This window comes from Microbacterium sp. BK668, assembly GCF_004362195.1.
Lineage (GTDB): Bacteria > Actinomycetota > Actinomycetes > Actinomycetales > Microbacteriaceae > Microbacterium.
Map to the genome: position 1 here is coordinate 24,234 of NZ_SNWG01000003.1, position 25,915 is coordinate 50,148.

Consider the following 25,915-nt stretch of genomic DNA (forward strand, 5'->3'; position numbering starts at 1 on the left):
AGACGGAGTCGTGCCTGCTCAGCCGCCATCGGCGGCCGCTGAGTTGATTAGCTCCAGCAAGTCGCGCATCTCCTCAGCAATCTCGTCAACACGGTGCGCTCTCGCGAGTCCGGAGACGGAGACCGCCTTGTAGCCATTCGCCTGGAGCTGTCTGTTCAGGGCTGAGATGATCTGCTTTGGCGGGCTGGCGAACAACCGATAATCGAGATCGGCCCAGGCCTCATCGAACTCGGCCTTGAACGCCGACATCACATCAACCTGGTGCTGTCTTGCGTGAACTTCTGAGGTCACCCGTTCCTGAAGTTGTCTGCCGAAGACTTCGTTGCCCATTGCGTCACTGATCGTTGCGATCCACTCCGCGACTGACGACAGCGGCGCTCCGGACAGACGCGAAATCACCGACGGCGTAAGCAAGTAGCTTTCAAGCTCCTTGCGACGCCACACGTGGCCATCCACGCCGACAGCGGCAAGTGCATCGGTGACGGCGGAGCACTCGCGGTCAGCCCGATAATCGCGGTCGAGGATGACGAAGGTCCTAAGGCTGTTTGGCAGGATCTCCTCGATTAGCCAACGGAATGCTTCTACGTGTCGCCAGCCGGTGTATCCGTTCAGAGGTATCACGGAGAGGCCCTCTTCCCGCTCGACGTGCGCAAGACCTAGGCGCCGAGCGAAATGCCGGAGGACCACCATGTCGCGTCCCTCCACGAACACGGCCACCCGTGAACGTAGGGCCTTGGCGATTCGGAGGTTGAAAGCTGTGCCGAGCATCGCGGAGAGCATGTCGTGCTGCGCTTCGGTGGTCGGTCGGATTCCTCGCCGTCGAGACCGGTCCACGAGGATTGCGTTCCTGCCGTCTGCTTCCGCCAGCAGTTCGGTGGAGTGGGTCGCGATCACGACCTGGGCTCCCGTCGACTCCAACAGACGTACCAGCCTCCGCTGTAGATCAGGGTGCAGATATACCTCAGGCTCGTCGAGCACAATCACTGCCTGATTACGGATTCTGTGCACGTGGTAAAGCAATTGCAACCACACCTGAATGCCGTCACCGGCCCACACCAGTTCCTTTGGCACTCTGCTGGCTGCTTCGAAGACGAACGCGGTAACGACCGCTCCGTCATCTGACATCTGAGTTTGAACCCGGTCGAACGCCAGATCTCCCATCCACTCAGATGCCCACGTCAAGAAGTCGGCCAGATCACCAGACTCTTCGAGCAATCGCAATTGATTCCGAAAGTGGCGACTGCTCAGTCGCCCGGCGATGTTGTTCTTGACGTAGACCGCGTCCAGGAGGCGCTCGTTGTGATCAATCGGGCCGAGCACCGGAACGACGCCCAAAGCAGGGAACGACGCTTTGGCCTGAGCCGTCGACCGAACGGGAGTGCCGGAAGCCTGGAGGAGATAGAAGTACGGTTCATCATCTCCATCGGAAGATTCCTCCGGCCACACAGCGACGAGTTTGGCGCCGGACTTCCATGTGAGCTCGAGTCGTGACTCGGCCGTACCGAATTCGTAGCGGATGCTGTCCCGCAACGATGGGTAATCTCGCAACTGAATCGGATACGTAAGAACCCGCACATCTCCGGCGCGCGTCGACGACTCTGGGTTGCGCCGATGAGCGTAGCGAACGAGCGTATCAGCAAGCCGAATCGCCGTCAGTAGCGTCGACTTTCCCGCGTTGTTCGGCCCAACGAGGAGAGCCCCGTCGCCAAACGAGATGGAGAAGTCCTCGAAAGATCTGAATCGGATCAGGCGCAGCTGTCTTAGGCCGCCAGCCGACAACGCGGTTGAAATCCTCGGAGTAGTCACCTGCGTCGCGCCCCTATCGCTCGCCAATTGGTACGAGCGCTGCCGCTCAACTGTCAGACCGACGATACAGACCGGTTGCGGAGTAGACGGCCTGGCGTGCGGGCGCGCACGATTTCCCGTCGAGCGGGCGGCGCGATCCTGGGCAGTCTCCCACCCGCGTCGGCAGTACCCGAACGTCTACGTTTTCGCCATGCTCTCCGCACCGACCCCCGCCCTGAGCCCGACCACGTTCTTGGCCCAACTTGTCAGCGGTGGCGAGGCGGCACCGTGGTGGGACGTACCGCGATCGCCTGCAAGTTCCTCCTGACCGGTGGCTTGCTGACCTTTCTCTAGGCACGACTCCTCGAGAGGACGGAGGCGAGCCGCGCCTAGCAAGAGAAAGGGGGGCATTGTGAGTACAGGGCACACGATGCTGGCGGCTGAAGTGCCGCATACGGAGCCGGTGGTGCCTCATGTGCTGGCCACTAGTTCGTAGCCGCGCGAGGTGTCGACGATGGTCCAACCTGGAGCCAAACGACGTCGCAATCGGCTACTTTTCGAGCGTCGTCGGAGTGCCGACCCGTCGCCGGGTCCTCCGAAGCGGTGATGCTTGTCGATGCCGAGGATGCGCTTCTGCCGCGGTCGGCAGTCAGTGAACGCGCAAGTGACTGGGTAGACCAGATAGACGCCGCGTTCGAGCGATACTGGCGCCGCCAGGCGTCGCACCGGTTGGAACCATCTAGCCAACTCGCTCGGATAGCCGCCCGTCCTGACGAAACGCGCGCCCTTTCGGCAATAGGCGGTGAGCGCCTCAAACGCGGACCTCGCCGCCGCGCATGGGCAACCGAGGGCACAACCTCTCGCCGCCGCATGGGAGGACTGAATCGACCACGCCCGAACTCCTCTAGCGTGACAACATGACGACCGATGCGGGCCCCCGTGCACGCGAGGACTGGATTCAGTCCGTCGCCGACATCATCCGAGTGCCGCACCGTTCACCACGCCCATTCACCCTCGGCGAGGCAGTGGCAGAACTGGCAACGTGGGCGCGAGACGCACGGCAGGAAGCCTGGACCCACGGCGGGAACCGCAACTCACTGGACGGCGACATCGCGTTCTTGACGAAGGCGGTTGGGCCGGAGGTTCTCGCCGTGATCTCGGGACTCCTCCCGGATCTGGTGACGACGAATGACCGCCCACTCGTGGTGCGGGCGGCCACACGCTTCAAGCAACTGTGGACACGACCATCGACCATCAGCGCCGCATTTCGCGACCTCTGCGACATGGCGGCCGAACCAGGAGTCTCCAGGGAAGAGCTGGAACCGAGGGCACGGATCATCGCCAGTCAGCTACGGGAAGCAGCACGCGGCTTCGGCGTTCTCGGAGATGTCAGCAATTTGCTCTCCGTAGACCCAGGAGGATGGGACCTAGAGCGAATCATGGAACAGGACGATCAGTTCAAGGACGACTCGGCCGCCTCTCGTGTGGCCGCTGCGGAACGGCTTCTCGCCACCGAACCACCGAACGGCACGGTCGTCGTGTGGGCGCTATATCGCCGCGCACGCGTGCCGTGGCGCACCGCAGCTGGTCCCATCACGTTCCTGCGTGCCGACTTCGCGATCCACGACGCCCTCGCGGAAGGCCGGCAGGACTTCCCAGAGCGGGACGAGCTTCGCGCGGTTCTGCGTCACCCTCTCGGGCTCGACGGCGACCAGATCCTGGAAGACTATCGCGGCGGTGAGAGCTTCGTACTTACGCGGGTGGACCTGGGCGAGCGGAGCCCCCTGGGCGCTTCCGAGGAAGCAGAGCGGCGGGTCGACGCCCTCCTGAATATCGCCGCCGGCGCGGGTGGTGTGAGCTGGGTCAGTACCGGAACCTCGGTGACGCTCTTGGACGGCGACCCTGCCCAGGTGAGCTTCGGAGCGAATACGGCCCCTCAGGAATCCTTCGCCGATGACTACGGAATCGGGGCGACCAGCGAACTCGTGGAGAGCTGGTCGAAGCGACTCGAAACCGCGATGACAAGCGCACCGATGCCCGAGCCGCTGGTCGAAGCTCTGGCCGCAGTCAAGGAAGCACGACTGACTGACCATCGGGACATGCACTTTTACGACACGCGCCCCGTAACCCCACGCGTAGCCACGGCGCTCGAAGATCACGCCCTCGAGCAAGTCGCGTCTCTCGCGAAGCTGAAGCCCGAATCACTCATGAACGAGCTGATGTCGCATGAAGCTCGACGCGCCTGGGACGACTGGGTCTTGGCTGCGCTCGTCGCACCGCTGAACTATCCCGAAGAGACCCCCGAGCAGCACCGCAAGCGGAAGGAGGTGGAGGCCAAAGTGTGTCGCTACACGACCCACGGTGCTCGCGTGGTCAGCTTCGTGAAGGCGTGGGACGCGCGAGACGATCTACGCGAGCTCGCGTCTACTCGGGCGATGCAGGCTAGCGTCGAAGCGGCCCTATTGGCCATCTCCGACACTGCCGAGGAGGCGCGGAGTCGCGCACGAATACTGGCTCAGACACAGCTCGTTCGAAACCGTCATCGCCGGGTACGCAACGCAGTTGCGCACGGTAACCCGCTTTCGCCCGCAGGCCTCGACAGCATTCGCGCCTACTCCGACCGGGTCACGGGGGACGCCCTCGCCATCGCACTTGAGTCGTACGCGACGTCTCGCAGCATCTCCGACATCTTCCTCGACCGGGAAGCGAAGCGCGCCAAGGACGACCCCCGAGCAGGGTGTCTGTTGGACCGAATCGCCGCGACGACGACTGCGGCGCCGAACCCCGCCCTCGGCGGAGTCTTAATCTCGGCCCGGAGGATCGGCATGCATGGACGTCAGCTCAACGCGTTTCATCGTCGACGGTGCGTGATCCGACCGGCCTGCTGCTTCGCTCGCCGCCCCCTCAACGGGAGGGTCTTCAACAATCGACCCCGACCGCCCGTTGGAGGATGGTTAAGGCGCCGGCATCCGCCAGACCGTTGTCGGCTGTTGAATGAAGGCATGTGCGGTGTCTCGGGAGCAATAGGTGAGCCGAACGCTGGACGCTCGTACCGAGCGACTCTTACTGGCCAAGAGCACTGTCTACGCCATACCGGATGAAGCCGTCGAAGTCGGGGAACATGACGGACGCGGTGCGGTTGTAGCTCGCTCTCAGCACCTGCAGCATGCGCTCCTTGACTTGCTTGGGAATCTTGATCGCGATGAACGGCACGTTACGTGGCTTCCCTGGACGCCGGTGCGCCTCCGTCAGCTGATTGCGAAGGTGCTCGGGGTCGCCCGTTGCGAAAGGCACTTCGAATGCTCGGAAAGGGGTCATGCGGGCTCGGAGGCCGGTATTGGTAGTGCCAGCGATGAAGTACCCCTCTTGTGCGCGTAGGCGCGCGTTCGGGATCGACGCCTGGATGACTTGTGGGGAGCCAGTCCAGTCGATGGAACTGCCTTCAAGATCGCCCCAAGTGAATGCCGGTCGATCGCGTTCAGTCGACCGTTCTTTGTACTGCGAACGGTTGATTGCGAGAAGGAGGCCCTGAGCAGTCAGCGAGGTGCCGCGGCCATTTCGGGATCCATCCGGAACGGGCTGGCACGCGAACCAAAGAGCCGTCATCGGGTTAATCGTGAAGTCGACCAGACGAGTAGGCGCGCCGAAGTGCTGAAGATCGGCAAGTAGCTGGACGTCACTGAGTACGCGGCCCTCATGCATGCCGAGCCCCCAGTCCCTGGCGTGGTCGAGGATCGCGCTCTCGGCGGCAGCGACCGTCTCCTCGCTCGCATTGTTCGGCAGCCGTCTCTGGAGCGAGGCCGAGAGATGATAGTCGGCGCTTGCCATGCCGCGCCACGCGAACTGAGCACCGCGGCTGTAAACGCCGATACCACCGAGGAGCGTCATCAGATCGCGCTCTGAGGTGGCCGTGACGCACCAGCCGGTTGCCTTCCAGAGCCATCCGTCCGTCCGTACCACGCATCCCCCTTCTTGATCGCGAGTCTAGGGACAATCGGTTCGCGTGCAATCAAGCAGCCTGCATGTGGGATCGCGCCGTTGCGCAGGCGAACGCGTCCCGATCGCAATCGCGCGTGCCACCCAGCGCTCGCGACGGCTCCACCACCGTGCAGTGCCCGTATGTGGATAGCTTCCGCGCGCCGCCCAAGGGGACGTTCGACGCACCCTTGGGGCGCGACTCAGATGCTGGGGCCACCGCACAACCGTTTTTCCAGCCACCGGAATGACGCGGCCGACGGAAGAGCGCGCCGTTACATCCTCGGTCGCCCCTGCGCTAGCGTGCGCCCCGAAAATGTACCCTCACATTCACTAATGTCTACTGCGGTGGTACGGTGTGCGCTATGACGCCCCGCCGCGTTGCAGGGAGGTCGCCTCGAGCGACTTCCAAACTTGTGCGCTGCGCAGAACACTCCACCGTTGTCAAACATTGGAATAGTGGTCAGCCGATGCCGGTGTGCCCGAAATGTCAGCGGCCATTGGAGCTGGTTTCCCAGCCATCCTGAGCGCATTGTAGGCCTCGAGCAAAGCACCGCCGAAGCCTCTCGCGCTCGCTATCGCGGCGTTGTAACACGGCCAAATCGCCAGCAGATACGCAATGGGTATACCGATGTGCCACCCTATGCTCGCCTCGTCGAACGGCAGTACCAATACTGCGGTGGCTGACAATGCAAGCAGCACGAGCATCATTGCGCAGTACATGTCGAGGCGTTCTCGGTGCACCCTGTGTTCGTCGGCAATCGTGATCGGCAGCGAGTCGAGGTGGCGGATCATGAATCCCTCGAGGTTCTCGCCTTCTTCCACGTGAACCTGGTCCTCTGCAGACCTCATTACGTTCCCGAGTCGGGTTGGGAGGATGCGACCTGGCTCCGGATAGTCCTCCAGACGCAGATCGAGTATGACCAATCGATGCTCGGTCTCGGCATCCTTCAGTGATCGCTCACGAAGCTCATCGAGCTTGTCCGTCAGCGCGGCCTCCTCATCACTAAGTTCCAGGTCCGCCAAGATCTTGAGTTCCATTCCCCAAAGCCTGGCCTCCTCACTGTCGCCCGCGAGGAGCGCGGTCTCAAGCTGGGCCAACGTCCACTTACGCTCCGTCTGCGCGATCTCCGCAACGATTGACTCATACTGCTCTCGGTGCCGCCGGATGCGGTAGTGACCCCAGCGGACGAGAAGTGGTGGCCGACGCCAGTACCCCTCCAGGAGTCGCAGTAGCTCGAACTCGAATGCCTGGATCGCGATAGTTGCAATGACGATCGCGAAGAGCAGAATCACGAGAGCGCCCCACTCCATCTGCACAAGACGCGAGACCGCCGCCCAGACTCCCGGATGCCATCCAGAGGGCTCCAACTCGAATAGGACAGCGACGTTTCCAACGAGGAATACCGCGGGAAGCCAAGAGTCTGCGCTCAGCTGCTCAAGCACCCTGGCGATGAACGCGGAGACACCGCTCGCGCCCCTCCGCCCGCGGTCGTCTGGCGCGATCTGTCCAGTCGAGTCCGTGCCATCACCCACATCGCAAGGGTGGCCCAACTCAGAGCCAGTCAGCGGGCGGCGCGCGGAGCAGGAATCTAAGGCGCCACCTAGGACAGTCGCCCCGACACCCGCCCCTTGCGCCGCGACCATCCGACTTTCCGGGCCAACGTCCTGGCACAGTTACACCCGAATAACAGGCAGTTGAGAGATGGTCAAGCACAGGTTCAGCCTTCGTGACGCCTCTAGGACCCCAATCGAGCGGAGGCACAGCAAGCACCCTGTCGAGCGGTTCCGGCTCGCTCGCGCCCCCTCTTGCGTACATCGCGCGTATGGGGATCCATTGTGATCACCCGGCGTGGGCTGATGAGTATGGTGGCGGCATGAGTGGGGCAGTGTCTCGTCGACGTCTCTCTGTGCTGGCCGCTGTCGCCCTGATAGCCGGCGCGATTGCCAGCTGCTCCGCCTCTGCACCCCAATCGAGTCCGACAATGATCACGAGCGGCGGCGCTGCATCAAGCGGCGAGCCCTCCGTGACGACGGCCGTGACCGGTGACGAAGTGGCTGAACACATCGCCAAGGAGCTAGGCGCCGAGAGCCTTGAGGACGCGTGCCAGAACGATGACATCGGATGGGCGTGCAACGTCGTAGAGATAGAACCGCTAACGCCTACTGACATGAGGGTCGTGATCACCGAACCGGCCAAGAGTGTCTTGCCCGTGGGAGTGGCGATGGGCTTCAAGAACTTCACTGTGACCGGCGAAGGTTCGCCCTTGCCTGACTTGAAGACCGTCATCGTGGTGAACTCGGCGGGCGACGAACTCTACCGCGTGACCGAGTAGCACTCCGCGATCCGATGCTGCGAGCAAAGAGCCGGGCAGTGTCGCCGATCGGCCGAAGCACCGGGCTACGCCATTCGAGCGCGGCGGGGATCGGGACGGAATCGCGTACGAGATGGCGGCGGCCGCCTACCTCTTCCGGGCTCGGCACCGGAGTGGGTCCCATTCCGATTGCAGCCTCTCTAGCGGTGCTGAGGCTGAGCCCATGAAGCAATACAGAGTGGGTACGCCAGGGTCTCCATCACGGACCAGGACCTCATCGCGCGAAGGGATCCATCCCGCACGACCAGCGTCATTGCATGAGCGGCGGCTCCGGAACGACGGCGCGTCGAACGATGCCGCGGGTGATGTCGCGCACGATCATCCATGCCGACGGCGCGGCGATCAACAATGCAGCGTGGCCCAGGGCGTTCGCCCACATGGCGGCTTGATATTGGTCCAGGTCTTGGGCGTCGATGTAGATCCGAGTCGATATCTGGATCAGGACATTGCCAGCGAGCCAGGTGCTCCACCACAAGATCCGCAACCACGGCAAAGCGCCCCGCACCGCTCGCCAAAGATCTGAGACGTTCTGGTAGGGAAACCAGAGAGCGACGATAGGAATGAACCATGAGCCGACGTGCCAGCCGGGCGAGCGCCGCGTTTGGCCCCGGAGATGCGTAGCAGCTCGGTACTGCCAGAGAACCCAAACGATCCCCGTGGCGATGAGCGTGACAGCCGACAGAATGGTGACCACAGGGAGTAGTTGGTCGTAAGTGCCGAGAAGGCTCAGGGCCTGTTGATCTCCGTTGCTTAGGCCGGTGACGGCCCCGATTCCAAACGTCTCGACTGCAATGGTGGCGATGGAGGCCGCGGCGCACGCAACCAGCAGTATCTGGGTTGCGGTGGCCAGCTTGACAAGACGATCGGTCGTGACCGGCGGGCGGGGTTGCTGACCAGGCGGCACCCACCGTGCTCCGTCCCACCACCAGGTCGTCGATGATCCGTCTGGCGCGGGGTACCACCCCGCCTGAGGTGCCCCCGGCGTGATGCTCATCGACCGGCCTCCTTAGGAAGCGGATCCCATGAGGCGTCGCGTGAGGTGGACACCTTCATGCGCTGGATTGGTTGCACAGTCTATCGATTGACAAATCGAATCCGCATCCTGTTGAGGGCTTGGATCGCAGCGCCCGTATGGCGTCCACTCGGTCGTCACCTTGACGCCGAGGTCAACCACCCGAGCAGCGGGATCGCCACCGCGACGAGCGTCAATATCAGCCAGCCCATCCACTCGGGCCAGTTCCCCGGGTCGGACTCGCCCGGTGGGAGGCCAAGGGTCTTTCGTATGCGCTGTTCCTCTTTCGCGAGTGCATGCAGCGCGTCGGAGCGAACCTCTTGCGAGCCGTCATCGTCTGCGAAATGCGCCCACGCCCAACGCTCGATCTCTGCTCGTTCACCCTCGATCTGCTCCAGCCGCGCGCGAAGGCGGTGTAGCTCTTCGGCGTTGGGCGTCTGATCTGTCATGCCGGGTCCAGCAATCGCGAAGGCTCGAAGGCAGCGTCCGGGCGGCGGGGTTCGTACAGCAGATCGAGATGAACATTCCCCGCTCTACGGGTTGGCCCAGAGATTACTCGTGCCTCCGCGTAGTCGAAAGAGCCGCGGCAGTCGCCGACAATCAAGTCGGGGGGCGCCCTGCTGTCCAACGTTCTCGCTATGGTCGCGGAGTTCGAGCGCGATCTGCATGCGCACCCACAAGGGGATGACCGTGGCTCGCGCGAAGGGGACGACTGGAGGTAGGCAACCCAAGCTTGCGACCAGCCAAGCGAGCTCCTGTTCGGGGTTCAGGATCGAGGCGAGCACACTGAGGGCACTCGAGCTTTGCGAGCCCGCTCAGCCCTCCGCGCTCGCTTGAGCCGGTTCGCCGTCCTGGCGGAGGAACGCCTCCGACTTGCGTTGCAGGAAGGCGCAGAGGTCCGCGAGCGCGGCGACCTCTGCCGAGATCGTCGCGACCGCGGAAGCGCCCAGTGTGACCGCCTGCTCGCGCGGCTCGAACATGATCGACCACTCCGGTCCGGTCGCGGGCGTGGGCGGCTCGATATAGATCTCCGTCGGTGAGTCGGGGATGCGCACCGCGACGAGGCCTGTGTCGGCATCCTCATCGCCGTCCTGCGGAATGACGCGAATCGAACTGAGCATCGGCTGCTCCTGCTGGGCGAACTCGTCGACCCAGGACTGCAGCACGGCCATCGTGCGGAAGGGCATGTTCTCCTCCGGCAGGGGTCGGTGGCGATATCCCCCCCATTATGTCCGGCACTCGCCGAGCTGTCGTCGTCGGCGATGACCACACTCGGCGATATCGTGCGGAGGTACCGCCGGCAGGAGCGAGCTCATGAAGACACTGCACATCGGACTGCGTGTGGCAGACAGGCAGGCCTCCACCGACTTCTACCGGAAGCTCGGGTACGAGGTGGTGGGCACGGTGCCCGATTCGCCGATCGGACATCTCACGATGATGAGGCTGCCGGGCGACGAGTACGTCACGCTCGAGCTCGTCGCGAGTCCCGACTTGGCGCCGGCGGCCGAGCCCGGCTTGAGTCACCTCGTCGTGGCGACTCAGTCGCTCGACGACGCCGTGCACGCCTTGAGTCTCCACGGCATCCCGGTCGAGGGGACATCGCCGCCGGATCCGGAGTCGATCCGCACCGCACACATCACCGACCCCGACGGAAACGCCATCGAACTGGTCCAGTGGCCGGTCGGCCACCCGGCGGGAATGACCGCGGACGATTTCCCCCGAGCGGACGCGGCCGGCGATCTCGCCTCCGAGGGCTGGGGTGGCTAGATCCCGCCGAACGTGCGTTTCGTCCACGCGGCGATGAGCGGGGGATACGCCGACGGCAGCGCGCGCACGAGTCGATCGACGCGGCGCGCCTGTCCGATCAGCACCCGGCCCCGCCGCCTCGCGACGGCGTCGAGGATCTGACGCGCGGCCTCTTCGGCTGAGGTGCGGAACAGCTTCTGCTCGTACACGGCCGCGCGGTGCCGGTCGTCCGCGCTGCGCGCCGGGACCGACGACGCGATGTTCGTGCGCACGCCCCCGGGATGCACGACCGTCACCGCCACCGGCAGTCCGCGCCCGATCATCTCGGTGCGCAGCGCCTCCGTGAACCCGCGCACCGCGAACTTCGAGGTCACGTACGGCGCCATGCGCGGCTGCGCCATGAATCCGTTGAGGCTCGACACGTTCACCACGTGTCCATCGCCGGACGTGATGAGATGGGGCAGAAATGCCTGCGTCCCGTGGATCACACCCCACAGGTTCACCGCGAACACCCGCTCGAACTCCGCGACCGGCGTGTCGTCGACGAACGTCGACGCCGTCGCGATGCCGGCGTTGTTGTAGAGCTGATGCACGACACCGAAATGCTCGGCGACGCGGGCGGCGTGCGCGTCCACGGCGACCCGGTCGCCCACATCGAGCGTCTCGGCGAGGACGTCGGCTCCCGTCCTGGAGAGCATCGCGGATGTCGCGGTCAGCCGTTCCGCATCGATGTCGGACACGGCGAGGCGCGCGCCGCGCGCGGCGAGCCCCACCGCGAGGGCGCGTCCGATCCCCGACCCCGCGCCCGTGACGACGGCGACCTTCCCCTCGAAAGAACCGTCGCGCGACCGCGCTGTCACGACCGACCTCCCCCGACGGCGGCGCCGGATCGCGGCATTCGACTCTCGCCGCGCTCCACCTGATCGGTGATCAGCGCCACGAGGCGCGACACGAGCCCGGGCGGCAGGTGATGCCGCAGCCCTGGGATGACGAGGTGCCGGGCACCGCGGATCGCCGCCGCGCTCGCACGACCGCCCGACGGATGCACCATGAGGTCGCGGTCGCCGTGGACGACGAGCGTCGGAGCCGTCACCGCCGCCAGGGTCGCCGTGCGGTCGGCCGACTTCTGGATCGCGCCGATCTGCCGCGCAACACCCGGTGCGATGCGCTCGCCGCCGCCGCGCTCCCACGCCGCGACCGCCCAGCGCATCTCATCGTCGAGGTCGAACGGGTACCGCTTCGAGCCGAGGTGCCGCATCATCTCGACGTGCCGGCGTGCGTACTCGGTCGCCGTCCGCGACCGCGGCCGCGCCATCCGCAGCTTGGTTGACCTCGCCGGCTGCCCGACACGCGGATCGCCGGTCGTGGAGAAGATCGAGGTCAGCGACGCCACACGGTCGGGATGCCGCGCCGCGAGAGTCTGCGCGATCATGCCGCCCATCGACATCCCGACGACGTGCACGCGATCGACGTCGAGTCGGTCGAGCACGGCACGCGCGTCCTCCGCCATGTCGGACAGGTCGTAGTTGTCGGCCGGCGGCCGCCCGCGCACCTGCTCGCGCAGCGTCGGGGGACGCGTCGTGATCCTCGACGACCGTCCGCTGTCGCGGTTGTCGACCACGATCACGCGCAGCCCGGCGGCCACCAGCCCGTCGACGAGCCCGCGTGGCCACGCGTACATGTCGTACCCGAGCCCCGACAGCAGCATCACCGGCGTCGCCGAGGCCTCGCCGTACACGCGGTAGCAGATCCGGATGCCGCCACCGGCGTCGACGAACCGCTCCTCGTCCGTGGCCGGTGATGCCGCGACGCGCGTGAAGGTCAGGGCGCCGTCGTCGATGCGCCCGCGACGGAGCGCGCGCACGTCGGCGTAGTAGTTCATCGACATCAGCCACGGCCGCCGATCACCCTGCCGAGGCAGGTCGTCGACGACGCGCTGCACATAGCCGGCCTTGAAATCCAGCAGCGGCCGCGTGCGCAGCCCTTCCGGACGCGCGGGGGTCGCGGCATCCCATGCGTTCTCACGCATATAGCGCAGCAGCCGCACGAAATAGTCGCTGAGCAGCCCGACCTTGAGCGTCCAGGAGGCGTTCGTGTACCCGATCGCAAATGCGAAGTTCGGGATGCCGTCGAGCATGAGCCCCTTGTACGCCACGTGCTCGGGCATCTGCACGTCGACGTCGTCGATGCGCAGCGCCGCGCCGCCGAAGGGCTCGATCTGCAGACCCGTCGCCGTCACGACGATGTCCGCTTCGAGCTCCCGCCCGGACTCCAGCCGGACTCCCGTCTCGGTGAACGTCGCGATGCGGTCGGTGACGATCTCCGCCGAGCCGTCGCGCAGCGCGGCGAACAGGTCGCCGTCCGGCACGAGGCACAACCGCTGATCCCACGGACCGTAGGGCGGGTTGAAGTCCACGTCGGCCGGATATCCCGGCGGGAGCTGCTTGCGCACGATCGAGCGGATGAGTCGCCGCCCGAGCGAGGGGAACCGCTGGCAGAGCAGCCACAGCGCACGCTGCTGGGCGATGCTCTTCGCGCGCGCCATCGCGTGCCCGCGTCGATCGCCGAACACGCGCCGCAGCCGCTGCGCGACCGGATCGACACTCGGCATCGGCAGGATGTAGGTCGGCGTGCGTTGCAGCATCGTGACGTGGGCCGCCGTCCGGGCCAGTGCCGGCACGAGCGTCACGGCGGTCGCGCCGCTGCCCACCACGACCACACGCCGGCCGCCGACGTCGAGATCGTCGGGCCAGTGCTGAGGATGGACGACGCGTCCGGCGAACCGCTCGATGCCCGGCAGGGTCGGCTCGTAGCCGCGGTCGTAGCGGTAGTAGCCGCCGGCGCAGAAGAGCCAGCGGCAGGTGACGTCGAAGCGCTCGCCGGTATCGGTGCGCTCGAGGTGCACGGTCCACCGCGCGTCGGCGCTCGACCAGTCGCCCGAAAGCACGCGATGGCGCAGGTGGATGCGTTCGCGCAGGCCCTCGGCATCCACTGTGTCGTTCAAGTAGTTCAGGATGCTGGCACCGCTGGCGATCGACGCGTCGTCGGTCCACGGGCGGAAGTCGTAGCCGAACGTGTACAGGTCGGAATCGGAGCGCACGCCGGGGTACCGGAAGAGATCCCAGGTGCCGCCGATCGCGTCTCGCGCCTCGACGATCTCGAAGGAGGTCTCGGGCGATCCGACCGCGATGGCGCGCGCCACTCCGATGCCGGAGATGCCCGCACCGACGACGAGAACATCGACGTCACGCCTCATCGCGCCTCCTTCAGCTTCTTCTCGACGCCAACGATCCTCCTCCACGCCGGCGTTCTTCGCCGGTCTCCGGTCCGACGTCGGTTGAGGACGACATCACGGTCGGAAGCGTTCGTCGGCGGGATTGTTCTGGAGCGGACCGCGGCGTAGCTTCGTGGGCATGCCGATCGTCGACGTAGGGTTCGGCCCGGCCTACTACGAGACGCGTGGAGACGGCGAACCGCTCCTCCTCCTGCATGGCACCGCCTTCGGTTTCGGGGGTGGTCTGCTAGCGATGCAAGTGGCGGATCTGGCGGAGGCAGGTTTCACCGTCTACACGCCGGATCGAGTCGGACACGGCCGAACCCCCGACCGCGACGGGCCGTACTCGTATGAGGCGATGGCGGACGAAACAGCCGCTTTCGTCGACACCGTCATCGGACAACCCGCGAATCTGGTCGCGGTGAGCGAGGGCGTGACGGTGGGCATCCAAGTCCTGCTCAGGCGACCCGACGTGGTGAAGCGCTTCGTCGGTATCGGCGCGGCGTTCAATTCCGCCGGTGACCCCACCGACGCGAAGGCGGGCGGCGAGGCGATGCGAGCGAACCCCTGGCCCGCTCTGGTCGAGAGCTACAGCGCCCTTTCTCCGGACGGACCAGACCACCTCTCCGTCTTCCTGGAGAAGCTCACCGACATGTGGCTCAGGATGCCGGAGGTTCAGCTCGAAGAGCTGTCTTCGATTCGAGCACCGGTCCTGGTGATGCAAGGAGACAAAGACGATCAGGTCCGAGTCGAGCACTCCGTCGCCGCCGCCCGGGCGCTCCCCAACGGAAGGCTGGCGGTTCTTCCAGGCACTCACCTGCTGTGGTTGGAGTCACCGCACCTGCTGAACTCCATCATCACAGCATTCCTTCGCGACACGTTGGCGCCGAGCAACGCCGGTTCGGACCCGGATCGGTAACGGCGCCCCGCTCACCTCACCGAACGCGCGCGAGAATCAGCTGGCTCGTACAGGATCCCGGCGGGATGTCGACGATCCTGCTGAGGACAACGACGAAGCGGCGCCCGCGCGCTGCTCTCGAGGGTCGCCGCAAGCGGGTGCGGGGTGTCGGGGGGACCTTTGGTGTGAAGCCACTCCCAGTCAGCGAACGGATGGATCGCCATGTGGATCGAGTGCTTCCAGAGCGATGAGCGATTCGAGGGGACGGATGCCGATGCCCTCGTCGACGAGTTCGTTGCGGCTTCGTGCCGATCGAAGAGCACGAGCGGTACACGGTCGTCCGCCGTCCGGCTTAGCCCTGCATCACCCCGACCTTCGCGTCTATCGCGACTTCGATCCTGAAGCGGTTCCCCGTTGACGCGGTATAGAGCCGCGAGTACAACGGATGTCCGAGGGAGGCGACGCCGAGCGCCGCTCGGCTGGAAGGCTCGAGAGATCGGGGTACATTGTGGCCGAGCCTTTTGTCACCACAGAGCAACTCGTCGACGACGATCCGCAAGGATTTCTCTCCGCGATCAGAACGTTGCAAGACGATCGCTGGAGACGCGACGCCGAGCCCGTTACACCTGAGGTCATCGACTATCGGGCGGAAGCGGACGACGAGGCGGTCGACCTCGTCCTGCCCGGCACTGCCACGCTTTTCCTCGCTGAGCGTGGATCCGAGTGGTTGGAAGAAGTGCGTTCGGCCTACGCCGCGGCCGACAGGGATGCGATCGCCTCGTTGACGAAGCGCTCCGTGGAGAGCATGAAGTCCCGCGAGCGCGTGTCGTTCCGCCAGGCGGCTAGAGACCTGACACAGAGGCCCTACGGGGATCTCCGCTATCGCGGGCGGACCTTGGCGGAGTGTGTGGGTCTGGCCAATGACATCGAGTTCGGCGTGCTGCCGCTCATCTACGCGGGTGGCGACTTGGACGATAGCGCGTTCTCGTTCGTGCAGTACCTCACCAGCGAGCGGCAGGCGGGTCGCCTTGAGGCGGTGATAGTGAAGCGACCGCGTGAGCTGACGGAAATCGAGCGTCAAGTGCTGGAGCGGAAGAAGAAGAAGATCGACGAGATCCTCGCGCGGGATGAGGTCCTCATCGCACCAGGCGGACAGGTAGCGGTGACCGTGACCACCATCACCATCGCGCTGTTCGTGGTTGCCGTTCATACCCCCACCCTCACGGGCGGCATGGACGACATCGTCGCCCGGCGCAAATTCGCACGCCTCTCGCGTCTTGCTGACGACCAGGTCGCGGCACTGGGTAGAGCACCCAGCGTCGGCGACCTCATCGACGCGCGCCTGAAGGTGATGAGCTCCCTCTACTGAGCCCGGACAGGGCAGCGAACGATGATCTTTCAAGCGATCGTCGCCGTCTTCTTCGCGAGCTGGTTCGCGCTCACTCTGTACAAGAACCTGCCAGCGGCATGGCGACGGCTGCCATTGCTGAATGCCGTCAGCGGCAGCTGGCTCGTGCCGAGTTGGGCTTTCTTCGCGCCGACGCCGGGAACCAAGCGATACCACCTGATCTACCGGGACTACGGCGTTGACGAGGTGTCGAAATGGAAGAACGTCGAGTTCTCTTCCAGCCCGGGACTGCGACGCGCGATCTGGAATCCCGAGAAGACCGTCAACAAGGCGCTCGTGGACCTTGCGAACGAAATGAACACGATCGTCGCGTCCTTGGCTGAAGAGGACCGCAGCGCGCCTCCGGATCGGATACAGCTCTCAACCCCGTACCTCACGTTGCTCGCGTTCGTCTCCAGCATCCCTCGGCTCCACCTTGCCGTGGCGACGCAGTTCGCCCTCGGGCAGACGGGGGAGGAGGAATCCACTGTCCTGCTGATCTCCGCTGTGCACCGATTGAGCCCCGCTGAGGAGCGGGCGCAGTGACAGGCGACCAGGCGTTCCTCCTGTCGCTGATCCTCGTGTCGGTAGGGATCGTGGTCTCGTCCGCGGAGGATCTGAGCGCTTTCTCGCTGTATCGAGAGGATGGGCTGCTCGCGTGGCGCCTCTCGAAGCTCCGACATCCGGCGCTCGCTCACGGTCTCCTGTCGGACATCCTCGAGCGCGTCTACCATCCAGCGGGTCATCGTGCGATCCTCTGGGGGACCATCGTCTGTGCCGTCTCGTCTGTGACTCTCGCATCGGCGGGCGCGATCGCAGGACCGACCATCGCGCTCACGCTCCTCGGCGTCGTTGCGCTGGGCTTCCGGAGCGTCTACGGCCTCGACGGGTCGGATCAGATGACATTGATCGTGCTGTCCGGGCTCGTGGTCGTCGCCTCCGTTCCCGACGATGAGTGGATCCGAACGGTGGCGTTCCTCTTCATCGCCGCTCAGCTTGTGCTGAGCTACCTGGTCTCGGGGATCGCCAAGTTGACATCGACCGAGTGGCGTTCGGGACGCGCCATCGTGGGGATACTCAGCACTGCGGGGTATGGCAACCCCACCCTCTTCCGACTCCTACGGACCCGACCGCACCTGGCCCAGGCCGTCTGCATCGGCGTGATCGCGTGGGAGGCCGGATTCCCGATCATCATGCTCGCCTTCATCGGTCAGCCCATCTGGTTGCTCGGACTCGGAATGGCCTTTCACGGCGGCATCGCCCTCGTGATGGGTCTGAACAACTTCTTCTGGGCGTTCTCCGCCGCATTTCCGGCGCTGGTCGTCATGCTGAATCTGCTTGGCGCTGAGGTCTCCTAGCGGGACGCACTGCCGCGAGGGGGAGTCTCGATTCGAACATCTACGTCGATCACGGGCTGACCGGCACCAACCGCGCCGGGCCCGGATTGCGAGAAGCGCTCGCCGCCGTTCGGGAAGGTGACAGCTCGTGGTCACAAGCTCGACCGGCTCGCCCGATCGGTGAGGGACGCACACGACATCGCCGACGAACTGACGACGAAGGGCGTCGCGCTCAACCTGGGTGGGAGCAGGTCCGATCCAACGGACCCGGTGGGGAGCCTGCTTTTCAACGTGCTCGCCATGGTCGCCGAGTTCGAACCCGACCTGATCAGCATGCGCACGAAAGAAGGGTTGTCGGTCGCCCGCGCGGAAGGTCATCTGAAGGGCAAGCAGCCGAAGCTGTCGACCACACAGCGCAAGCTCCTGTTTGACGTCCAGGACAGGGGTGAGTACACCCAGACCGAGATCGCCGAGCTGTTCAACGTGTCCCGTGCCACCGTCTACCGCGAATTGCAGCGCCGTCGCGTGACATTCCTCGCCGCTTGCGAAGCACAGATCTTCTGAACCCGCATCGTCGCGGCCACCCCCCGCCGCCGACCGCGGCGGCCCGGGCGGCTGCGGCCCGATCCGGTCCGCAGCAGGGCTACGGACCGGGCCAGGTCGGAAGTCCCCCTAGGCGTTGACGTACTCTTGCCGAACCGCGCCCCGCGTCGCGATCTCGATGAACGCAAAGTCCTGGTCGGAGTTCAGGATGACAGCGTCATTGACGACCGCGTATGCCGCAATGAGGCAATCGAACGCCGCTGCCGCGCGCATGAGTCCGGTGTCCCATAGCGCCTGCTGAACGTCCAGGGCTTGCTGCTCGTCGGGGTGTTCCCATGCGGGTAGTAACTGCTCCATGTCCGCCCGGAGTTCTTCGTACTCCTGCGGGCTCCGGGCCGCATGGCAGTACTCGAGAACTTGCGGCGGGCAGGTGATGATCAGGTGCGTGGGTGAGAGCTCCCGGAGCCTCGTCGCAATCGCTTCGCTCGTTGAGGCCCTCTGCCAGATGCTGTTGTCGACGAGGTAGGTCGTCACTGGCCGGCAATCGCCGTTGCCGGCGGGATCGTCGGTGCGTCGATCTGGTCGGGCTCGAACGTACGGGCGATGATCCGCTCGACGGCCGCTGGCTGGCGACGGACGGCAATGAGAGTGCGCAGGGCGAGATCCACCGTTTCGCGATTGGAGGTCGTGCCGGCGAGCTCTTTCGCTTGACGCAGCTCGTCCGGGTCGATATCGATCGACGTGACGGTCATGACTCCTCCTCTCCCGGCTTATATAGAGCAGTATATAGACCTTCGCCCGACGCCGCCCTCTCGCGCATGAGGCGTCCGTCGTGAGCCGCTTCAGCGGTCCACCCGGTCGAGGAACGCGAGCACGCGGACCACCAGCAGGTCCGTCGCCTTGGCGTCGTAGCTCGGTAGGGAACTGTCCTCGAACAGATGCTGTTCACCTGGGTATGTGAACAACTCGCCGTCGTCGGCTGCCGCGACGATGTCGCGCGCGGCATCGATATCGCCCTCGCCGGCGAAGAACTCGTCGGCGTCCATCCCGTGAATCTGAACGGGCACACCATCGGGCCACGGCCCAAAGGCCCACTCGCCCGACACCGGGATCGCCGACTCGAGCAGCACCGCGCCCGCGGCGCCCGGGCGCTGCTGAGCGAGGCGCTGCGCGCGCATCACTCCCGACGAGACACCGAGATACACCAGCCTCTCCGGAAGGTCAGCGGCCGCGGCATCCGCCCGCCCGTCCACGTCAACCGCTTCACTCTTGACGAAGGCGAACGCATCTTCCATCGAGTCGAAGACCTGCCCGTCGTACAGGTCGGGTGCGTGAACCGTATGACCGCCGGCCCGCAATCGATCGGCAAGATCACGCATTCCGGGCGTCAGCCCGAGGATGTGGTGGAACATCAGTACGTCAGCCATGCGCCCTGTCTACGCTGGACGCCCGACATCGCCAGCGAGTAGACGCCGAACACCGGCCGCGGTACCTTGCCCGCGTAGAGACCACAACTGCAACCCCCGGGGGCCCTTCTCCCGCCGCCGCGACGGCACCACGATCGGCGATTCATCACAGCTCACGGTCTGGGCCGGGGAGCGCCGATGGCGCTCGCGGTCGGCGGCTCCCGGCGGCGACCGCCCTGGCCCCGCTAGCGGCGCGCTTTCGACCACGTCGGCGCCCTTGACGAGTGCCATGAACGCGCCAAGCGTGGGATTGAGTGCGCGCCGCTGCAGAGGTCGCTTCCGGTCCGGCATGCGGAGGCCGCCGGCTGCTTGGACGACACGGTCTGGCACGAGTAGGAAGGGGGCATGACACTGTCGCCTCGCGAGTTCGCCGCAGCGTTCTCTTCACATGACTTCGAGCCGACGTTCTCGCAGATCGCTGAGGCGGTGGTGTGGCGAATGCCGGGTGCGGCCCCCATCGAAGGGCGCGACGCCATGATCGACGCATGTCGGGCGACGGTTGCCGCGCTCGCGGGGACGGAGATCGAGCGCAACCGGTTCTTCGTGGTCGACGGGGGCGACGCTGTCGTCGTCGACACCCTCACCGTTTACCGGGACAACGGAGAGCAGTCGACAGTCGCGTCGTGCGACATCTACGAGTTCGAGAACGATCGTCTCCTCGCCCTCACCTCCTACAACATCGACCTCTGAGGCGAGATGAGAGTCCTGCTGGCGGGAGCGACGGCGCGGTTGGTCGCTACCTCGTGCCGATGCTGACCGCCAACTCGCACGAGGTGTTCGCGGTCACCCGCACACCGGTGGCGGCGGAGCGCGCTCAGTCGCTCGGGGCGCGTCCCCTCGTGGCCGACGTGCTGGACCGCGACGCGTTGCGTGACGCGACGCGAGGACATCGCTTCAACGCGGTAATTCACGAGCTCACCTCACTCAAGAAGCCGCCGCTGCGACATCGCGACATGGAGCAGACCAATCGTCTCCGTATCGAGGGGACGCGGAACCTCATCGAAGCCGCCAGTGATACAGGCGCCACGCGATTCGTGACGCAGTCCATCGTGTTCGGGTACGGATTCCGCGACCACGGCGATACCGAACTGATCGCACCGTCGTTTCGCGAAGGCGGATACTGGCGCTGCGATGTGTTCTAGCTTGTCCCGAGATTCTTCGCTCGTCCCTGTCGCTGGGGTCACGTCGACCCCGTTCGATCCAGCTTCGCCCGCTCAGGCAGCCGGACGCCGCGAGATGCTTCTTCGTCAGTGCACCGCGATGCGGGGTTCAGTATGGGCGGCGAGACATCGCCACCGGCCGCCGGATCGGATCCGCGAGACTCACGACGCTTCGTCAATCCGCGGGCCAATCAACGCCTCAGTACTAGGGCGTGGACTACGTGTACCAGACGCTCATCTCGCGCTTCGGGAGAGTCATGCCCGCAAACTCTCACCCGGCGAATGGCTGAAGGCGGATCAATCGGGCTCGAACCAAACTGGAACCACCCGTCCAGCCGAATCAGTGTGATTCATGAGTGAAACTCGCCCGACAACTGCATAGGGCGTCACTTCATCGCTCTCGACCTGCGTATTCGGTATCAGTCTGACCGCTCGTAGCGCCTCGGTTAGTCGCGGCGCGTTCATTGAGTAAACCTCCTCCTGTGGAGACCCTCTCAAATCATAAGGGAGCCAGACGTCAATATAGGTAGCAATCTCAACGGCGCAAAGGACCGATGAATCGGCCCTCAATTCCAGCGCACGTCGAACCCATACGTAACCGCTGCTACTTTTGACCGCGGTTGAGCCTCGCACTAGCACGGTCGCCGGAATCACTTCATACTTTGGCAACGCCCCTACGACTGGCTTAATATCGGCGGGGCCAGCTAGGGTTGCCTCGTAATCAGGGAAGTCAGCGAAGCGGCCGGATCGCGCATTAATCCATCCGTCTACTATCATCGTATCCGGCCGAAGTAATTGCAGTTCGTCAAGTATGGACGCGATGTGCATCATCAGCTGGACGCATTTCTCAACTGCAGCCTGTGGTTCGGAATTTCCGCGCAACTGAACTGTCCATTTTCCGATTGGCCGCTCGGTCCTGATCACGGTAGTCCTCCCCAGTTGATGAATTTTGGAGCCCCCGCATTGAAGCCGATGCGCAGCGCGTAGTCGGGGAAGCGGGTCTGAAACCCTGTCAACGCGTCCCGACTATTCGGATGCCGATCGAACTGACTGGAGGTCGCGTCAATGACGTCGATGATTATCGCCCTGCGGCGAGCAGGAGCGTTGGCGAGCTGCCTTGCGGCAGACGCGAGCTGGTTCGGGAAGGCATTCAGGTAGATCCCCTTCATCTGATACGCAGTAGACATGCGTCCCGCCGCGTCCACTGTTGAGAGATCTACGTCATAATATCGACTGCTCGCAGATGTTCCATAACCCTGCCGCTCAAACTCTATCCTCGCGCCGCTCCCGCTCGCATCGAGCAGTCGGAGTGCTTCATTCATGGCCATCGCCGCCGCTCCAATTCCGCCGACGGTCGATAGCTGGGATAGCACCGTTCGGTAGTTGTGAACGTTTCGAAGGCGCTGTCCCAAGATGACGGCTATGAGACTTCGGCCACTGATCGATAGATTGCTTATGATGCGCGAAATCAAATCCTGGCGTACTCCGCAAGCGCGTAGTTCAGTCTGCAGGGCCGAGCTCTCGGGCAAGCTAGTAGGTGCAGGCAAACTTCTGTCTAGGTCGCTCTGGCGGTAATCAGCGCCGTACGTGGCAAGCATCCTGATGATTGCGTTCATCCGTCGATCGATCTGGATTTGCGGCGTATTCGGGGCAATTCTCAAGAGTTCCTCCGCGGCGCCTCGTATCCGTTGCAGATCTTGGACCTCGTCTCGATCGGCGACTGCGACACGAAGGCGGTTGTCAATCTTGCTCAACAGGTCGCCCTCCCAGGAAGCCATGACGAGCCGATCGGGCGGCTGAAACCTCAGGTGATGCGCGACCGCGCTCATCGAGAACGTTCGATCGATGGGCGTCCGAGAGTTAGTTGCTCCTCGCGCAGGCGGAGTCATAGGCTCCCCGGTCGGCCGCCCGGCACGGGCACCGTTCGCCGCGGAGGTAACCCTTCGGGCCATACCGGCAATCCACCCGACGACCCGGTCGATGGCAGCATTGATCACGCCCTGCACCCGGGTCATGACGTTCCGCACGGGCGTGGCGACATCGCCGAGGCCGATCAGCCGGGCGAGGAACCCGAGGACGACGGGAACCGCCCGCCCCAGGGCTTGCTCCACGGAATTGACGGCGTTGCCGATGCTGCCGGCGGCGATTGCGCCGATGGAGGTGAAGACCGAGTTGGCCAGCGCGCCGAGCTGCTGAGCGCGTTCGATGAAGAACTGAATCGTGTTGTAGACGGCGATGATCGCCTGGATGACCGCCCCAGCGGGGTTGAACATCGACAGGAGCCGGGTGATCGCCGCGCCGACCACGCTGTTGGTCACCCAGTCACGGATGCCGCCGAGCACTGTGTCGACGAGGCCTGAGGTGAACTGGGCGATGCGCGCGGTGATGGCGCTGATCCCGTTGCGGGCGACGTCGGCCACAATGCCGGCGCCGCGCTCCAGCAGGCCCAGTGTTCGTTCCCCGATGAGCGCGGCGATGCGGGTGCGGATGTTCTGCCAGGTGAGACCGAGGAACTCCATCGCCATACCGAGGATGCCGCGCAGATCAAACTGCGCCGGCAGGCGGATGATGCCGCCCAGCGATCCGGTGAGCCAGCCGATGAGGCCGTTACGCAGGTGGGTGCCAACGTTCGAGAGGAAGGCGCCGAGTCCACCGCGGACGGCGGCTACCAGGTTGCCGGCAAACCCGACGGGGTCGCGGAGGATCTGGTTGAACACGCCGCCGGCCTGCCGGATGATGCCCATCACCTGCGTCCCAAGCCCGCCGGCCATACTCATCGCACCCTCGAACACGAACTCCGCCACCTTCGTCACGGCTCCCACCGCGAAGTCGCGCAAGCGGGCGAGGGGCGGTCCGAAGATCCGGGAGATGCGCTGCCACGCGCCCTCCGGATCCAGCAGGTCTGTCGCGCTGAGCGCATCCCACGCGCGCGAGAACAACCCCCTCAGCAGATCCCACGTCAGCCCGAGCTTCGGCACCTCCTGCTCGAACCATGCGCCGGCCCGATCGATCGCGCCTGACTGCTGGAGCTGCTGGCGAAGCTCTTCGCCGCGCGGCATCAATCCGAGGAATCCACTGATGATCGCCGCCGCCGACCTGGGGACAGGAGTACCAGCCACCACGTCGCGACCCAGGATCGTACAGAGCAGTTCATAGCCCGGCATCCGCCGCGCCCAGCCGGCAAGGGTCTGGAGTACGCTGTCGCGAGCGCCCCCGGCGATGCTTGCCACGCCGCCCGCGACATCGTCGAGGATGCCCCGCTGTACGACCGTGCTCGTGAGCTGCTGGGACGGGCGGTCGGTGGTGTCCGCCGATCGGCGGGGATCCGGTGGCGTCGACGGGTGCGGAACCTGACTCGACACCTCGCGATTCGGTGCGGCGCGCGCCGATGCCTCGAGCGCTGCTGCGCTTGCCGTCGCCTCCATACCGGCAGCGGCAGCCGACCCCACCTGCCCGGCAGTTCCGGCGATCAGCCGAGCGACAGCAGCATTGCCTGCCAGTGCCTGGAGTTGGAGCGGGCCGGCGGGCAGCCCTCTCATGGGCGGTTGCCGCTCCTGGGGTCGCGCACTGGAAGGACGGCCGCGGTCCATCGGCTTCGCGGCAGGCCCAGCGGCGACGTGCTCCGACATATCCGAATCACCCCGATGCGGATCGGCTGATCCTCGAATCCTGCCGACCCACCAGCGGCGGAGCACGTTCTCCGCGCTCGATGAACGTGCAAGGAGCGATGCCCGATCGGGCGAGCCCTGGATGGTTGATCGGGTCACTATCGGCGGTTCGTCCACATTGCCGCAAGCGGGTGCTGGGTGTCGGGGGGCGCCTTTAGTGTGAAGCCACTCCCAGTCAGCGAACGGATGGATCGCCATGTGGATCGAGTGCTTCCAGAGCGATGAGCGATTCGAGGGAACGGATGCCGATGCCCTCGTCGACGAGTTCGTCGCGCACGTCCGTGCCGCCCATGACGTGCCCTACCCCGATGATGAGCTCGCGCTGTGGGCGCGGAACTTCGCCGACGCCTCGGTGCGCGAGGACGGGCCGACCGAGCGGCTGCCGTCGATCGGGCCGATCGAGGTTCGCCCGGTGACCGAGGAGCGCATCGACGACTGGCTGCGGTTCTTCGACCGCGACGCGTTCCCCGACAACCCGGACTGGGGCTCGTGCTACTGCCTGCACCCGCACACGGGCGATGTCGCCGAGCGGCCGTGGCGCGATGTGCGCGCCGACATGGTGGAGCGCCTGCGCTCCGGTGCGACGCTCGGCTACCTCGCGTACGTCGACGGCAGGCCGGCGGGGTGGGTCAACGCGTCGCTGCGATCGACGTACCGGAAATACCCGGATGCCGAGCCCGACGGTCCTTCGCCGGACACCATCATCGGCATCTCCTGCTTCACGATCGCCCCGCCCTACCGGCGGCACGGCGTCTCGTCGGCGCTGCTCGACCGCGTGGTCGCCGACGGGGCCGCGCGGGGTGCCCGATGGATCGAGGGCTACCCGCACCTGGAAGACGACGGAAGCGACTCGGCGGCGTTCGTCGGCCCGCGCTCGATGTTCGACGCCCGCGGCTTCGTGCCGATCGAGGAGCACGAGCGGTACACGGTCGTCCGCCGTCCGGCGTGAGCTGAGCCCCGATCTCGTCAATCAGCGACCATGTAAGCGTCGAGCGCGGTTTGGACGGCAGGGCTGACCGATGCGGCGCTGCCGAGCACGATGATCTTGGCGGGCTTGAGCCGGGTGAGTTCGGCTTTGATGACGTCGGGGATGGTGTCGGTCTCGGTCAGGAGGATGGGGCCGCCCTGGATTCCGGCGACCGGCGCGACCGACAGTGCGTCGGGGAAGTTGCGGCCGAAGGTGACGTAGGTGACGGGCACGCCGGGGTCGAACGAGGCCTTGCTGATCGCGGCCGAGGTCGCGAACCGGTCCGGTCCCGAAAGGCGAGACACCGCGCCGGTCGTGTAGG

23 protein-coding genes and 1 pseudogene are annotated in these 25,915 nt (G+C 65.2%); 11 read left to right on the top strand and 13 right to left on the bottom strand.

The annotated features are described in order from the left end of the window. Positions 1-18 precede the first annotated feature (18 nt). Complete coding sequence (locus EV279_RS15555; protein ID WP_166644546.1) at positions 19-1,806, bottom strand: ATP-binding protein; 1,788 nt, start codon at positions 1,804-1,806, stop codon at positions 19-21. 896 nt (positions 1,807-2,702) lie between these two features. Between EV279_RS15555 and EV279_RS15560 the strand changes: the two genes are divergently transcribed. Further along, complete coding sequence (locus EV279_RS15560; protein ID WP_133545648.1) at positions 2,703-4,886, top strand: hypothetical protein; 2,184 nt, start codon at positions 2,703-2,705, stop codon at positions 4,884-4,886. On the opposite strand, the gene EV279_RS15565 is transcribed toward EV279_RS15560, so the two are convergent. Both EV279_RS15565 and EV279_RS15570 read right to left on the bottom strand, forming a co-directional pair. Then, complete coding sequence (locus EV279_RS15565) at positions 4,849-5,745, bottom strand: FRG domain-containing protein (protein ID WP_133545650.1); 897 nt, start codon at positions 5,743-5,745, stop codon at positions 4,849-4,851. The genes EV279_RS15560 and EV279_RS15565 overlap by 38 nt on opposite strands. Before the next feature lie 459 nt (positions 5,746-6,204). Beyond that, a complete protein-coding gene (locus EV279_RS15570; RefSeq protein WP_133545652.1) occupies positions 6,205-7,296 on the bottom strand; it encodes a hypothetical protein in 1,092 nt (363 codons plus the stop codon). 449 nt (positions 7,297-7,745) lie between these two features. On the opposite strand from EV279_RS15570, the gene EV279_RS15575 reads away from it, so the two are divergent. Continuing rightward, positions 7,746-8,096 (top strand): hypothetical protein, encoded by a 351-nt coding sequence (locus EV279_RS15575; RefSeq protein WP_133545654.1) that lies wholly within the window; start codon positions 7,746-7,748, stop codon positions 8,094-8,096. Positions 8,097-8,385: 289 nt separating this feature from the next. Here the strand turns inward: EV279_RS15575 and EV279_RS15580 are convergent, their stop codons facing one another. The 3 genes from EV279_RS15580 to EV279_RS15590 all read right to left on the bottom strand — a co-directional run bounded on the left by EV279_RS15580 (position 8,386) and on the right by EV279_RS15590 (position 10,334). After that, positions 8,386-9,129, bottom strand: a complete 744-nt coding sequence (locus EV279_RS15580) for a DUF4328 domain-containing protein (protein WP_133545656.1) — start codon at positions 9,127-9,129, stop codon at positions 8,386-8,388. Between the two features lie 155 nt (positions 9,130-9,284). Beyond that, positions 9,285-9,596: a hypothetical protein gene (locus EV279_RS15585; protein ID WP_133545658.1), complete on the bottom strand. Its 312-nt coding sequence runs from the start codon at positions 9,594-9,596 to the stop codon at positions 9,285-9,287. Between the two features lie 366 nt (positions 9,597-9,962). Next, positions 9,963-10,334, bottom strand: a complete 372-nt coding sequence (locus EV279_RS15590) for a hypothetical protein (RefSeq protein ID WP_133545660.1) — start codon at positions 10,332-10,334, stop codon at positions 9,963-9,965. A 127-nt stretch (positions 10,335-10,461) separates the two neighbouring features. Here EV279_RS15590 and EV279_RS15595 point away from each other — a divergent pair, with 127 nt between their 5' ends. Continuing rightward, positions 10,462-10,914, top strand: a complete 453-nt coding sequence (locus tag EV279_RS15595; RefSeq protein ID WP_133545662.1) for a VOC family protein — start codon at positions 10,462-10,464, stop codon at positions 10,912-10,914. Here the strand turns inward: EV279_RS15595 and EV279_RS15600 are convergent. Together EV279_RS15600 and EV279_RS15605 are read right to left on the bottom strand one after the other, a co-directional pair. Then, positions 10,911-11,753, bottom strand: coding sequence for an SDR family NAD(P)-dependent oxidoreductase (locus EV279_RS15600; protein ID WP_133545664.1), 843 nt, complete (start codon positions 11,751-11,753; stop codon positions 10,911-10,913). The genes EV279_RS15595 and EV279_RS15600 overlap by 4 nt on opposite strands. After that, complete coding sequence (locus EV279_RS15605; RefSeq protein WP_133545666.1) at positions 11,750-14,149, bottom strand: alpha/beta fold hydrolase; 2,400 nt, start codon at positions 14,147-14,149, stop codon at positions 11,750-11,752. Before EV279_RS15605 ends, EV279_RS15600 begins: the two co-directional genes overlap by 4 nt. Positions 14,150-14,306: 157 nt before the next feature. Between EV279_RS15605 and EV279_RS15610 the strand changes: the two genes are divergently transcribed. The 5 genes and pseudogenes from EV279_RS15610 to EV279_RS15630 all read left to right on the top strand — a co-directional run. Further along, the gene (locus EV279_RS15610) at positions 14,307-15,086 is read left to right on the top strand and encodes an alpha/beta hydrolase (protein WP_133545668.1); all 780 of its coding nucleotides are present in this window, start codon (positions 14,307-14,309) and stop codon (positions 15,084-15,086) included. A gap of 424 nt (positions 15,087-15,510) precedes the next feature. Then, positions 15,511-16,434, top strand: a complete 924-nt coding sequence (locus EV279_RS15615) for a hypothetical protein (protein WP_133545670.1) — start codon at positions 15,511-15,513, stop codon at positions 16,432-16,434. Between the two features lie 21 nt (positions 16,435-16,455). Further along, positions 16,456-16,998, top strand: coding sequence for a hypothetical protein (locus EV279_RS15620; protein ID WP_133545672.1), 543 nt, complete (start codon positions 16,456-16,458; stop codon positions 16,996-16,998). Next, on the top strand, positions 16,995-17,810 hold the full coding sequence (locus EV279_RS15625; RefSeq protein WP_133545674.1) for a hypothetical protein: 816 nt from the start codon (positions 16,995-16,997) through the stop codon (positions 17,808-17,810). Before EV279_RS15620 ends, EV279_RS15625 begins: the two co-directional genes overlap by 4 nt. Before the next feature lie 38 nt (positions 17,811-17,848). Continuing rightward, positions 17,849-18,353, top strand: a pseudogene (locus tag EV279_RS15630) (recombinase family protein); the annotation flags it as partial. 108 nt (positions 18,354-18,461) lie between these two features. Here EV279_RS15630 and EV279_RS15635 read toward each other — a convergent pair. From EV279_RS15635 to EV279_RS15645, 3 genes are all read right to left on the bottom strand, one after another. Beyond that, positions 18,462-18,866, bottom strand: a complete 405-nt coding sequence (locus tag EV279_RS15635; protein WP_133545676.1) for a PIN domain-containing protein — start codon at positions 18,864-18,866, stop codon at positions 18,462-18,464. Further along, positions 18,863-19,084 carry a type II toxin-antitoxin system VapB family antitoxin gene (locus tag EV279_RS15640; protein WP_127818118.1) on the bottom strand — a complete coding sequence of 74 codons (222 nt, stop codon included), beginning with the start codon at positions 19,082-19,084 and terminating at the stop codon, positions 18,863-18,865. The genes EV279_RS15635 and EV279_RS15640 overlap by 4 nt, the downstream gene beginning before the upstream one ends. A 90-nt stretch (positions 19,085-19,174) precedes the next feature. Then, on the bottom strand, positions 19,175-19,759 hold the full coding sequence (locus EV279_RS15645; RefSeq protein WP_133545678.1) for a dienelactone hydrolase family protein: 585 nt from the start codon (positions 19,757-19,759) through the stop codon (positions 19,175-19,177). Positions 19,760-20,143: 384 nt separating this feature from the next. On the opposite strand from EV279_RS15645, the gene EV279_RS15650 reads away from it, so the two are divergent. Next, positions 20,144-20,488 carry a nuclear transport factor 2 family protein gene (locus tag EV279_RS15650; RefSeq protein ID WP_133545680.1) on the top strand — a complete coding sequence of 115 codons (345 nt, stop codon included), beginning with the start codon at positions 20,144-20,146 and terminating at the stop codon, positions 20,486-20,488. Beyond that, the gene (locus EV279_RS15655; protein ID WP_279526931.1) at positions 20,422-20,940 is read left to right on the top strand and encodes an NAD(P)H-binding protein; all 519 of its coding nucleotides are present in this window, start codon (positions 20,422-20,424) and stop codon (positions 20,938-20,940) included. Before EV279_RS15650 ends, EV279_RS15655 begins: the two co-directional genes overlap by 67 nt. 938 nt (positions 20,941-21,878) lie before the next feature. Here EV279_RS15655 and EV279_RS15660 read toward each other — a convergent pair. Continuing rightward, positions 21,879-24,497 carry a hypothetical protein gene (locus EV279_RS15660; protein WP_133545684.1) on the bottom strand — a complete coding sequence of 873 codons (2,619 nt, stop codon included), beginning with the start codon at positions 24,495-24,497 and terminating at the stop codon, positions 21,879-21,881. Between the two features lie 325 nt (positions 24,498-24,822). On the opposite strand from EV279_RS15660, the gene EV279_RS15665 reads away from it, so the two are divergent. Further along, a complete protein-coding gene (locus tag EV279_RS15665; RefSeq protein ID WP_133545686.1) occupies positions 24,823-25,575 on the top strand; it encodes a GNAT family N-acetyltransferase in 753 nt (250 codons plus the stop codon). Between the two features lie 17 nt (positions 25,576-25,592). On the opposite strand, the gene EV279_RS15670 is transcribed toward EV279_RS15665, so the two are convergent. Then, a partial coding sequence (locus EV279_RS15670; RefSeq protein WP_208109588.1) for a cell wall-binding repeat-containing protein occupies positions 25,593-25,915 on the bottom strand: 323 nt, incomplete at its 5' end.

Bases quoted from the DNA above. Each gene is read 5' to 3' on its own strand.
- EV279_RS15560 (WP_133545648.1), top strand. From the start codon at position 2,703: ATGACGACCGATGCGGGCCCCCGTGCACGCGAGGACTGGATTCAGTCC.
- EV279_RS15610 (WP_133545668.1), top strand. From the start codon at position 14,307: ATGCCGATCGTCGACGTAGGGTTCGGCCCGGCCTACTACGAGACGCGT.
- EV279_RS15665 (WP_133545686.1), top strand. From the start codon at position 24,823: ATGTGGATCGAGTGCTTCCAGAGCGATGAGCGATTCGAGGGAACGGAT.
- EV279_RS15620 (WP_133545672.1), top strand. From the start codon at position 16,456: ATGATCTTTCAAGCGATCGTCGCCGTCTTCTTCGCGAGCTGGTTCGCG.
- EV279_RS15585 (WP_133545658.1), bottom strand. From the start codon at position 9,596: ATGACAGATCAGACGCCCAACGCCGAAGAGCTACACCGCCTTCGCGCG.
- EV279_RS15645 (WP_133545678.1), bottom strand. From the start codon at position 19,759: ATGGCTGACGTACTGATGTTCCACCACATCCTCGGGCTGACGCCCGGA.
- EV279_RS15580 (WP_133545656.1), bottom strand. From the start codon at position 9,129: ATGAGCATCACGCCGGGGGCACCTCAGGCGGGGTGGTACCCCGCGCCA.
- EV279_RS15605 (WP_133545666.1), bottom strand. From the start codon at position 14,149: ATGAGGCGTGACGTCGATGTTCTCGTCGTCGGTGCGGGCATCTCCGGC.
- EV279_RS15595 (WP_133545662.1), top strand. From the start codon at position 10,462: ATGAAGACACTGCACATCGGACTGCGTGTGGCAGACAGGCAGGCCTCC.
- EV279_RS15660 (WP_133545684.1), bottom strand. From the start codon at position 24,497: ATGAGAGGGCTGCCCGCCGGCCCGCTCCAACTCCAGGCACTGGCAGGC.
- EV279_RS15640 (WP_127818118.1), bottom strand. From the start codon at position 19,084: ATGACCGTCACGTCGATCGATATCGACCCGGACGAGCTGCGTCAAGCG.
- EV279_RS15650 (WP_133545680.1), top strand. From the start codon at position 20,144: ATGACACTGTCGCCTCGCGAGTTCGCCGCAGCGTTCTCTTCACATGAC.
- EV279_RS15575 (WP_133545654.1), top strand. From the start codon at position 7,746: ATGATCACGAGCGGCGGCGCTGCATCAAGCGGCGAGCCCTCCGTGACG.
- EV279_RS15615 (WP_133545670.1), top strand. From the start codon at position 15,511: ATGTCCGAGGGAGGCGACGCCGAGCGCCGCTCGGCTGGAAGGCTCGAG.
- EV279_RS15590 (WP_133545660.1), bottom strand. From the start codon at position 10,334: ATGCCCTTCCGCACGATGGCCGTGCTGCAGTCCTGGGTCGACGAGTTC.